The organism is Candidatus Palauibacter australiensis, from assembly GCA_026705295.1.
GTDB classification, from domain to species: Bacteria; Gemmatimonadota; Gemmatimonadetes; order Palauibacterales; family Palauibacteraceae; genus Palauibacter; species Palauibacter australiensis.
In genome coordinates this window covers 1-10,438 of the sequence record JAPPBA010000091.1, presented here as the reverse complement: position 1 = coordinate 10,438, position 10,438 = coordinate 1, and the positions used below count along the sequence as shown (strand labels likewise).

Here is a 10,438-nt window from a genome sequence, read left to right as displayed (position 1 = left end):
GCCTGCCTGCCTGCCTGCCTGCCTGCCTGCCTGCCTGCCTGCCTGCCTGCCTGCTCAATGTAACTGGGTCCGCAAGCACGCCACCGGCCTCATTATTCTCGGTCACTGCTGCACCCCCGGATCCCCTCTCGACAGACAAAAGGACTCGTGTGCGTAACATTATATCTCTCTAAACCGTTGCGCCATAACTACTTATATTGGGGGGTCACCCCCCAATTTTGGGGGGTAGGCCGGAATCGCACCTCTCCGAGCGCGAGGCGTTTTTTCGGGGAGAACGGCGGTTGCGACTGGCGCATGCGACGGGGGCGGCGCACAATTCACCGGTCCCGAACGGAGGACGGATGAACCACGCAGCGTCCCGAAAGAACGCGTTGGCGGCGGCCGGTCTGGTCATCGGCGCGGCGGCCCTCGTCGCCGCCCGTGCGGCGCCTTCGGTGCCGGGCATGCCCGCGAGCGCCGCGCCGGTCCACGTGGCGGCCGGAGACGAGGACGAGGGCTATCCGATCGACCACGAGATCATCATCCGCCGCTGCCAGCGCTGCCACGAGCGCGACGACGAAGGGCGGATGACGCGGATCTCCTACGAGCGGAAGACGCCGGAGGGGTGGCAGACGTCGGTCCGCCGCATGGTGGCGCTCAACGACGTCGCCCTCGGCCCGGACGAGGCGCGCGAGGTCGTGCGCTATCTCTCCAACCGGCAGGGCCTTGCGCCGGAGGAACTCGAGCCCGGGCGCTTCGAGGTCGAGCGCCGCCTCATCGAACACGTCTACGAGGCGGACCGCGACGTCGAGAACACCTGCATCCAGTGCCACAGCATGGGCCGCGTCATTACCCAGCGGCGCACGCGCGAGGAGTGGGAACTCCTCATGGCGACGCACCGCGGCCTCTACCCGCTCGTCGACTTCCAGGGGTTCCAGCGCGGGGGCGACGGACCCCAGCCGGTGGACGAGGCGATCGACCACCTCGCCGAGGTCTTCCCCCTCGAGACGCCCGAATGGTCCGCGTGGTCGGCCTCCATGCGCACGCCGCGCCTCGCCGGCACGTGGGCGCTGGCGGGGTTCGAGCCCGGGAAGGGCCGGATCTTCGGCACGGTGGAGATCTCCGCCGGCGACGCGCCCGACGAGTTCCGCTCCCGCGCCTCGTACACGTACGCGGAGTCGGGACAGCAGGTGAGCCGCAGCGGACAGTCCATCGTCTATACCGGCTATCAGTGGCGGGGACGGTCGAACCCGGGCGGCGCGGACGAGTTGCGGGAGGTCATGACGGTGGACCGCGGCTGGCAGGAGATGACGGGCCGCTGGTTCTCGGGCGCCTACGACGAGTTCGGCCCCGACGTGACGCTCACCCGCGCGAGCGGCGGCCCCATCGTGTCGGGCGTGCATCCCCCGGCGGTCCGCACCGGCGCCTCGTCCGCGGAAGTCCGGGTCCACGGCCTCAACCTGCCGGCGAGTCCCGACGCGGCGGACTTCGATTTCGGGCCCGGCGTGCGGGTCGAGTCGGCGGCGGGCGGCGACGGGAGCCGGGTCACGCTCCACGTGTCGGTCGACGAGGGTGCGGCAGTCGGCCGGCGCGACCTGTTCGTGGGCGGCGTGAGCCTGGCGGACGCGATCCAGGTCCATGACGGCGTGGACCGCCTCGAGGTGACGCCGCGCGCGGGCATGGCCCGGATCGGCGGCGCCGCCTTCCCGAAGGGGTATCAGCCGTACGACGCGATCGGGTGGGACGACGGCCCGGACGGCGAGCCGAACACGGAGGACGACCTCCGGCTCGGGCGCGTGCCGGTGACCTGGAGCATGGAGGAGTACACGGCCACCTTCGACGACGACGACGTCCGGTTCGTCGGCGCGCTGGGGCCGGACGGGATCTTCACCCCCGCCGTCGACGGCCCGAACGCCGACCGCGAGGGCAACCGGAACAACGTCGGCGACGTGTGGGTGGTCGCGACCCACGAGGGCGGCCTCCGCGCCCGCGCCCACCTCATCGTCACGGTGCCGCTGTATCTGAAGTTCGACCCGTGGCAGGGCGTTCCGGCGGGGAGGCTGGTGCCATGATCAAGCCCGTCGGCCAACTGGCGCTGCGCGAGTTCCACGCCTTCGAGGCGGCGGGCGAGCGGTTTCTCTACCTCGTCCCCTCGGCGGGCATCTTCCGGATCGATGCGGCGTCCTCGGCGATCCTCGACCTGCTGAGCTACGGGCCGCGGGCGCCGGGCGAGGTCGTGAACTCGCTCTCGGACCGCTACTCCGCCGACCGCGTACACAACGGGTTGCTGGAACTCCAGCAGATCCGCGCCATCGGGGAGGCGGGGGCGCCCGTCGAACAGGTCGCGAACGACCTGCCGCCCGACGGGTTCCCGCTCACGACGATGGTCCTCAACGTCACGAACAAGTGCAACCTCGCCTGCACCTACTGCTACGAGTACGGCGAAGACAAGATCGTCGACACGACCTGCACGGACGACCCGAAGTTCATGGGGGACGAGACCGCGCGGGAGAGCGTGGAGTTCCTGCTCAAGGAGTCGGGCCCCATCGAGGTCGCGCACCTCACCTTCTTCGGGGGCGAGACGCTGCTCAACTTCCCCGTCCTCCAGGACACGGTGGCCTACGCCCGCCGCCGCGCCGAGGAGGAGGGGAAGCGGCTCGAATTCAGCCTCACGACGAACGCGACGCTCCTCCGCCCGGACATCATCGAGTGGCTGGCGGACAACGAGATCGGCGTGACGGTGTCCATCGACGGACCGAAGGAGATGCAGGACCGCATGCGGGTCTTCCACAGCGGCAAGGGCTCCTACGAGACGGTCAAGCCCCGGATCAAGGCACTGCTCAAGCGGCACAAGTCCCGGCCGATCGGGGCGCGCGTCACGCTCACGCGCGAGAACCTCGACATCCACCGCATCTACCAGCACCTGACGGAGGAGATGGGGTTCTGGGAGGTGGGCTTCGCCCCGGTCACGACCTCCTCGGGGCGCGACTACGAGATCGAGGACGAGGGCTACGACCGCATGCTGCGCCAGTTCGGGGAGTTGGCGCGCGACTGGCTGGAGCACGCGGTGCAGAACCGGCACCACGGCTTCTCGAACGTGAAGGACACGCTGGAGGAGATCCACAAGGGCGTGAGCAAGGCGTATCCGTGCGGGGCCGGGCTCGGGCTGATGGGGGTGACGACGGGGGGCGACGTGTCGCTCTGCCACCGCTTCGCCTACTCGAACGACCACAGCTTCGGGACGGTCGCCGAGGGGATCGACCGCGAGCGGCAGAAGGATTTCCTCGAGGACCACCACATCAGCAAGAAGACGGACTGCCATACGTGCTGGGCGCGTCCGATCTGCTCGGGCGGCTGCTACCACGAGGCGCATACGCGACACGGCGAGACGACCGCGCCCAACCTGCACTTCTGCACCTGGGTGCGGACGTGGACGCACACGTGTCTGGAGATCTACGGAGAGTTGTCGGAACGGAACCCGGAGTACCTGGCCCGCTTCGATCATTGACGCGGCCGGGCGCGGGCCCGGTCGACCTTCGCATGCGAGGGGGAGAGCCGTGAAACACCTGAAACCGATCAACCAGAAGGCCGGCCGCATCGAGGCGCAGGTGGCCCGCGAGAAGATGGACGCGGAGATGGATGTCGTGGGGCTCGAGAGCCGGCCGGAGGGGCCGCACATTCCGCTGGGCTGCTCGCTCGTGTTCTCGCCCGGCTGGGAGGTGGATTCGAGCGGCGGCACGGCCGGGCTGTGCCAGCCGGTGGAGCGGGACCTGTTCGACTGCCACCTCGCGTGCTTCTGGCCGGCGCACGTGCCCGACCAGCTCAACCACTCGCCGGACTGGACGTCGCAGTGCGCGTCGGCCCAGAAGGACTGGCGGAAGCTGGACCTCGTCTTCCCGTGAGCCGCTTTGGGGTGGTCCGGACGCGCCCGGCCGGCCTCGCCGCAGCCATCGCCTGCGCCCTCTCCTGCGCCCTCGGCGCGGTGTGGGCGCCGGCGCTGGAGGCGCAGGGGAACGGCCGCAACGCCCACTGGTACATGGGCAACTACAGCAACGAGGTCATCGTCTGGGACGAGGCCACCGAGGAGGTCGTGGACCGGATCCCGGTCAAGCGCGCGATCTCCCTTCGTCTCGACGTCTCCGAGGACCGCTCGCGGCTCTATGTGATGGACCCGTTCTTCGAGACGATCGAGATCATCGCGCTCCCCTCCAAGGAGTCCGTCGGGGAGTTCACGCTGAGCGAGGGCGCGACGCGGACGTGGATCCGCTCCTTCCAGATCCACCCGGAGCAGGAATGGATGGCGATGTTCGTGCAGAGCCGCACGAAGCTCGCGGACCGGTACCGGATCGACGAGCCGACCATCCTGCGCTTCGACCTCACGACGTACGAGGTGACCGACACGATCCCGTGGCCGGACGACGAGTCGCGCCGCTCCGCCAACTTCCGCTTCTCCCCCGACGGCGATCTCCTGTACATGTTCGCGGATGACCTCATCGCGCTCGACTCGGAGACGTTCGAGGAGGTGGACCGCTGGGATATCTCGGAACCGCTGGAGCCGGGACTGGGCGAGATGAGGCTTCCCTTCGGCCGCAGTCCCTACCAGGAGGAGGACGGCGTGTACACGGGCCTCTTCCGCATGACGGACCCGCTCCAGAACCGCCGTCTCATGGGGATCGCGACCGTGGACCTGGCGGGGCAGGACGTGGAGTTCCACCCCATCGGCCCGGCTGAGGGGGTGTCGTTCGTGCTCTCGCCGGACGGGACGAAGGGGTACGGGCTCAAGTCCGAGATCGGGCACTACGAGATGTGGAAGTTCGATCTCGAGGGCCGGCGGGTGGCCGGGCGCCAGACGTTCGCGGGACGGCCGCGGATGGCGCTCATGCCGAGCGCCGACGGCACGAAGCTCTACATCTACAATGCCGGCAGCACGATCGACATCTACGACGAGGAGACGTTCGAGTTCCTGCGGACGGTCACGCTGGACGCGGACATGACGAGCGTCGTCGTGGTGCCCGATCCGGGCTGATTCCGGCGCCCGATCCCGTGAGGTCCGGTTGATCCGGGACCCGCACCTTCGCCGAGCCCTCGCCTACGTTCGACCGTACGCGGGGGCTTTGCTTCCCGTGGTCCTCCTCTCCACGGCCGGCACCGCGCTCGGACTCGCGCTCCCCTACCTGTCGAAGGCGATGATCGACGACGCGATCCTGGGCGGGGACTTCCCTCTCCTGCTTCGGATCGTGGGTCTCTTCATCGGGATCACCATCCTCGGCTTCGGGGCGAACGTGGCGAGCGGGATGCGGTACACGCGGGTGTCGGCCGGCATCCTGTTCGACATGCGGCTGGCGCTCTACCGCCACCTGCAGCGGCTCTCGCCGCGCTTCTACGCCCGGACGCCGTTCGGGGACATCGTCTCGCGCATCAACAGCGACATCGGCGAGATCCAGCGGGTGACGGCGGACGCGGCGCTCGGCCTGTTCGGGAACGTGCTTTTCCTGATCGGGACGGTGGGGATGCTCGTCTATCTCGACGCGCGGCTCTTCCTGGCGGGGCTCGTGGCGCTGCCGCCGAGCCTGTGGGCGCTGGTGAGGTACCGCCGGCGGCTCGAGGGGCGGGTGACGCACCTGCGGGAGCGGAGCGCGGACATCGGGAGCTTCCTCATCGAGACGCTGCAGGGGGTGCGGACGGTGGTGGCGTCCAACGCCCAGGAGCGGGAGGCGGCGCGGTTCGGGCGTCACAACGACCGGTTCGTGCGGGCGCTGCTCTCGATGCGCCGGTACACGTACCTGGCGGGGGGGCTGCCGGGGGTGCTGCTGCAGGCGGGGACGGCCGCCGTCTTCCTGTACGGGGGCTACCGGGTGATCACGGAGGCGACGACGCTGGGGACGTTCGTCGCGTTCATGGCGTACCAGATGCGGCTCCTCTTTCCGGTGCAGGCGCTGATGGGGCTGTACGCAAACCTCGCGAGCGCGCGGGCGTCGCTGGTGCGGGTGCACGAACTGTTCGACACGCCGCTGGAGGTGGCGGAGGCGGATGGGGCGGAGCGGCTGGGGCGAGCTGCGGGGGCTCTGGTTCTGGAGGATGTGCGGCTCGGCTTCGGGCGCGGGGGCGAGGTGCTGGAGGGCGTGTCGTTGGAGGTGCCCGCCGGGCAGGTGGTCGCGCTCGTCGGCGCGAGCGGGAGCGGGAAGTCGACGATCGCCGACCTGCTCTCGCGCCAGCTCGACCCGGACGGCGGGCGGGTGCTGCTCGACGGGCGGGACCTGCGGGGGCTCGCGCTGGCCGACGTGCGCCGGAACGTGGCCGTGGTGGAGCAGGACCCGTTCATCTTCCACGCCTCGATCGCCGAGAACGTGCGCTACGCGAGGCCCGACGCCACGGACCTCGAGGTCGGCGGGGCGCTCGCGGCGGCCGCGCTCGACGGGCTGCTGACGTCGCTGCCGGAGGGGGCCGCGACGGTGGTCGGGGAGCGGGGGCGGCAGCTCTCCGCCGGGGAGCGGCAGCGGGTGGCGGTGGCGCGGGCGTTCCTGGCGGATCCGGCCGTGTTGGTGTTCGACGAGGCGACGGGGGCGCTGGACCCGGCCTCGGAGGCGCAGGTGCTGGAGGGCTACGCGGCGCTGATGCGGGGGCGGACCACGGTGCTCATCACGCATCGCCCCGAACTCGCGCGGCGGGCGGAGCGCGTGGTGGTGCTCCGCGACGGGCGGATCGCCGGGTGAGGGAGCCGCTCCGGAGCCGGACCGGCCGCGGGGTCTCGATCGCGGTCATCGACAGCGGCGTGCATCCGGGGCATCCGCACCTGGGGCTCCTGGCGGGCGGGGTCGCGTTCACGCCCGACGGGCGGGCCCACGACGATCTGACCGACCGGCTGGGCCACGGGACCGCCGTCACCGCCGCCATCCAGGAGAAGGCGCCGGGCGCGCGGGTCCACGTCGCCCGCGTCTTCCACGACGAACTGGCCACGAGCGCCCGGACGCTGGCGAAGGCGATCGACTGGGCCGCGGAGCGCGGCTGCCGGCTGGCCAATCTGAGCCTCGGAACGCCCCGCCAGAGCCGCATCGAGGTGCTGCAGCCCGCCGTCGAACGCGCCGCGCGGGCCGGAACGCTCGTCATCGCCGCCTTCTCGCACGAAGGACAGCTTCAGCTCCCGGGCAGCCTCCCCGGCGCCCTCGGCGTGTGCCTCGACTGGGACCTGCCCCGGCACAGCGTCCGCGTCGGCCGCCGCGACGGGGGCCGCGTCCTCTACGCGTCCGGCTACCCGCGCCCCATCCCCGGAGTCCCTCCCACCCGAAACCTGAGCGGCATCAGCTTCGCCGTGGCCAACGCGACCGGCATCGCCGCCCTCGCCCTCGACCTCTTCCCGGAGGCGCACGGCCGCGCCGACGCCCTGACGGCGCTGGAAGCGCTGGAGACGCTGGAAACGCTGGGGACCCCGGGGCCGCCGGAGACACCGGCCGCGGTCTGACGTTCCCGCGGGAACGTCCCGCGCGTCGTTGCCGCGACGATTCCCGGGAGTAGCTTCAGGAGTGTGGGAACGAGGGAAGATACAGGAGGATGACGCGATGAAGCCCCTGGCACGTATGGCCGCGGTCGCGGCTGTGGCGCTCGCCGCATCGTGCGGACCGCAGACGGATGCTCCCGCGGAATCCGCGTCCGCAGAAGCCGCATCCGCCGAAGCCGCATCCGCCGAGGAAGGGGTCTTCGGCACCATCGCCCCGTTCCGGAGTCACGGCCCGGTCCACGACGCCGACAACGTCGAGGCGATGCGGCCGCGCGTGATGGGCACGCACGGGGTCATCTCCTCCGGACACTACCTGGCCACGCAGGCCGGGTACGACGTGCTCAGGGCCGGAGGCAACGCGTTCGACGCCGGGGTGACGGCGGGGATGGCGCTCAAGGTGCTCAAGATGGACTACGCGGGCTGGACCGGGGTGGCGCCGCTCATCCTCTACAGCGCCGCCGAGGACCGCGTGATCGCCCGGGTCGGCGCCGGAACCTCACCCGCGCTGGCCACGCTCGACTACTTCCTCGAACACGGCAAGTCACCGATCAACAACGCGCTGATTCCGGCCGACGTGGATGTCTGGCTCGCCGCTCTCGACCGCTTCGGCACCTTGAGTTTCGGCGAGGCCGCGCAGCCGGCGCTGCGCGTCGCCGAGGAGGGCTATCACCTCTACAAGATGCAGGAGTGGATGATCGGGGATCAGACGGAGGGGATCCTCGCCTTCCCCTATAACCGCGACTTCTGGTTCCCCAACGGGGTCGGCGAGCAGCGTCTGGGCGATCTCATGGTGAACGCCGACCTGGGGCGGCTCATCCGCTACATGACGGAGGCGGAGCGGCGGGCGCTGGCGGCGGGAGGAAGCCGTTCCGAAGGGATCCGCGCCGCTCGGGACGCCTTCTACCGGGGCGACCCGGCGCGCGATGTGGACCGGTTCTTCCGGGAGCACGACGGCATCGTCCGCTACGAGGACATGGCGGGCTACGAGAGCCGGTGGGAGGAACCTCTCGGCACCAGCTTCAAGGGCTACGACGTCCACACCGGCGACGGATGGAGCCAGGGGCCGCGCATCATCCTGATGCTCAACATGCTGGAGAACTACGATCTCCGCGCCCTCGGCTACAACACGCCTGAGTACATCCACCTCATTTCACAGGTGATCGACCTCGCGATGGCGGACGCCCACCGGTACGTCGGGGACCCGGATTTCGCGCCCGCTCCGGAGGGGTTGTACGGGAAGGCGTACGCGCGCGAACGCATCGGGCTCATCGACGAGAACCGTGCGTTTCCGGACATGCCTCCGTGGGGCGACCCGGCACGGATGGCGGCGGTGGCCGACGGCGCGCCCACGAGCTTCGTGGCGTATGGAGGTCTGCCCGCGGGCGCTGCGCAGGACGGCCGGGGGCCGGACGCGGCCGATTCGGGAGCCCCCGCCTTCGACACGTCCTCGCTGAACGTGATGGACGCCGAGGGCAACGTGTTTTCTCTCACGGAGAGCGACGGCCACACCTTCACGCCGATGATCCCGGGCTGGGGATTCGGGCTGGGCAACCGCATGGGCCAGTTCAACCTGGACCCCGGCCTGGCGAACGTGATGGCGCCCGGCAAGCGCCCGCGGAACACGAACTCGCCCCTCCTGGTGATGAAGGATGGCGAGCCGTTCATGGGACTTTCCACCCCCGGCGGCGACCAGCAGATGCAGTGCCTCCTGCAGATCTTCCTGAACGTCGTGGTGTGGGGCATGTCCCCCGAGCAGGCCTTGGACCAGCCCCGTTTCGGCAGCTACAACTTCCCGGCCACCGGGAGCGAGGTGAACCGGAATCCCGCCGTCCTCTACATGGAGGACCGGATCCCGGCGGAGACGGCCGAAGCGCTGCGCGCCATGGGCCACGACGTGCGCTCGTGGGGCCTGTGGAACTGGCGCGCCGGCGCTCCCACCGTGACCTGGCGCGACCCGGCCACCGGCGTCATGACCGCCGCCGGGGACGTGAGACGGGAGACCGCATCACTCGGTTACTGAGGCGCCCGGGGCGAGCGATCATTTGTGAAATATGAACATTCGATGCTCATATTTCGAGATTTGGAACGAGGCGCCTAACCGGGCGGGGGGCGTTCGAAGTCGACGATGTTTTCCCACTCCTGGGCGTCGGAGCGCGCGACGACGGCGACGACCGGCTCGGTGTCGCTGAGGTTGAACACCTCGTGGGGGACGCCGGGTTCGATGAAGATGAAGTCGCCCGCCTCGTTATCGAGCGTCTTCTCCAGCCGCGGCCCGAACTCGTGCCGGACGCGTCCCTCGAGGATGTAGAGCATCACTTCGAAATCCACATGGATGTGCGCCCTGGCGACGCCGCCCGGCGGGATCATCGCCACGTTCATGGAGAGCGCGCCCGAGCCGACGTTCTCCGCCCACATCCCCGTCTTGTACTCGATCCCGTTCCACGCCCGGTGCCGTCCGCCGCCCCGCACCGTGATGATCCCCTCGTGCCGCTCCACCCGCCCCGGCGCCTGTCTGTTTCCGTTCATCGCGCACCTCCGCTACCAGGAGAAGTAGGGATCGCGGACGAACGAAACCAGACCGTTGCGGGGGGCTCAGTCGCCCTTGGCCTTCGCGAGCGCGACGGTGTTGGCGAGTAGCCAGGCGGAGGCGGCGCAGAGCTGAAGCCAGTCGCCGCGGGAGTTGATCCCGTACGCGAACACGCTGGCGATCCAGCACAGGCTCGCGGCCGTTTGGCCGGCCCACTCGATACGCATCGCCCGACGCAGCACCGGCGGCAGTCGCCTGCGCTGCGGAGTCGACTCTGGAGTCAGCTGCGGAGTCGGCTCTGGAGTCAGCTCCGGAGTCAGCCTCGGAGTCGGCTCCGGCGTCAGCTTCGGGGTCACGGGCGCCGGGGCTTCGGCTCGGTCGGTCAGCATACGCACTCCTGTCCGCAGCAGGACAGATCGTCGAGGTACATGCCCCAC

At 70.0% G+C, this 10,438-nt stretch carries 9 protein-coding genes; 7 read left to right on the top strand and 2 right to left on the bottom strand.

Annotated elements, in window-relative coordinates; genetic code table 11:
* Positions 1 to 341: 341 nt before the first annotated feature.
* The 7 genes from peaA (at position 342) to OXN85_07045 (ending at position 9,494) form a co-directional block, all read left to right on the top strand.
* A complete protein-coding gene (gene peaA, locus OXN85_07075; GenBank protein MCY3599716.1) occupies positions 342 to 2,051 on the top strand; it encodes a quinohemoprotein amine dehydrogenase subunit alpha in 1,710 nt (569 codons plus the stop codon).
* Positions 2,048 to 3,487 (top strand): quinohemoprotein amine dehydrogenase maturation protein, encoded by a 1,440-nt coding sequence (gene peaB / locus OXN85_07070; protein MCY3599715.1) that lies wholly within the window; start codon positions 2,048 to 2,050, stop codon positions 3,485 to 3,487. Before peaA ends, peaB begins: the two co-directional genes overlap by 4 nt.
* Positions 3,488 to 3,536: 49 nt before the next feature.
* Positions 3,537 to 3,881 carry a quinohemoprotein amine dehydrogenase subunit gamma gene (qhpC, locus tag OXN85_07065; GenBank protein ID MCY3599714.1) on the top strand — a complete coding sequence of 115 codons (345 nt, stop codon included), beginning with the start codon at positions 3,537 to 3,539 and terminating at the stop codon, positions 3,879 to 3,881.
* Positions 3,878 to 5,005 carry a hypothetical protein gene (locus OXN85_07060; GenBank protein ID MCY3599713.1) on the top strand — a complete coding sequence of 376 codons (1,128 nt, stop codon included), beginning with the start codon at positions 3,878 to 3,880 and terminating at the stop codon, positions 5,003 to 5,005. Before qhpC ends, OXN85_07060 begins: the two co-directional genes overlap by 4 nt.
* A gap of 28 nt (positions 5,006 to 5,033) precedes the next feature.
* Positions 5,034 to 6,692, top strand: coding sequence for an ABC transporter ATP-binding protein (locus OXN85_07055; protein MCY3599712.1), 1,659 nt, complete (start codon positions 5,034 to 5,036; stop codon positions 6,690 to 6,692).
* Positions 6,689 to 7,438: a S8 family serine peptidase gene (locus OXN85_07050; protein ID MCY3599711.1), complete on the top strand. Its 750-nt coding sequence runs from the start codon at positions 6,689 to 6,691 to the stop codon at positions 7,436 to 7,438. Before OXN85_07055 ends, OXN85_07050 begins: the two co-directional genes overlap by 4 nt.
* Before the next feature lie 97 nt (positions 7,439 to 7,535).
* A complete protein-coding gene (locus OXN85_07045) occupies positions 7,536 to 9,494 on the top strand; it encodes a gamma-glutamyltransferase (GenBank protein MCY3599710.1) in 1,959 nt (652 codons plus the stop codon).
* Positions 9,495 to 9,568: 74 nt separating this feature from the next.
* On the opposite strand, the gene OXN85_07040 is transcribed toward OXN85_07045, so the two are convergent.
* Together OXN85_07040 and OXN85_07035 are read right to left on the bottom strand one after the other, a co-directional pair.
* Positions 9,569 to 10,000 (bottom strand): cupin domain-containing protein, encoded by a 432-nt coding sequence (locus OXN85_07040; GenBank protein MCY3599709.1) that lies wholly within the window; start codon positions 9,998 to 10,000, stop codon positions 9,569 to 9,571.
* A gap of 66 nt (positions 10,001 to 10,066) precedes the next feature.
* Positions 10,067 to 10,390, bottom strand: coding sequence for a hypothetical protein (locus tag OXN85_07035; GenBank protein MCY3599708.1), 324 nt, complete (start codon positions 10,388 to 10,390; stop codon positions 10,067 to 10,069).
* Positions 10,391 to 10,438 lie beyond the last annotated feature (48 nt).

Bases quoted from the DNA above. Each gene is read 5' to 3' on its own strand.
- OXN85_07035 (MCY3599708.1), bottom strand. From the start codon at position 10,390: ATGCTGACCGACCGAGCCGAAGCCCCGGCGCCCGTGACCCCGAAGCTG.
- OXN85_07045 (MCY3599710.1), top strand. From the start codon at position 7,536: ATGAAGCCCCTGGCACGTATGGCCGCGGTCGCGGCTGTGGCGCTCGCC.
- peaA (MCY3599716.1), top strand. From the start codon at position 342: ATGAACCACGCAGCGTCCCGAAAGAACGCGTTGGCGGCGGCCGGTCTG.
- peaB (MCY3599715.1), top strand. From the start codon at position 2,048: ATGATCAAGCCCGTCGGCCAACTGGCGCTGCGCGAGTTCCACGCCTTC.
- OXN85_07040 (MCY3599709.1), bottom strand. From the start codon at position 10,000: ATGAACGGAAACAGACAGGCGCCGGGGCGGGTGGAGCGGCACGAGGGG.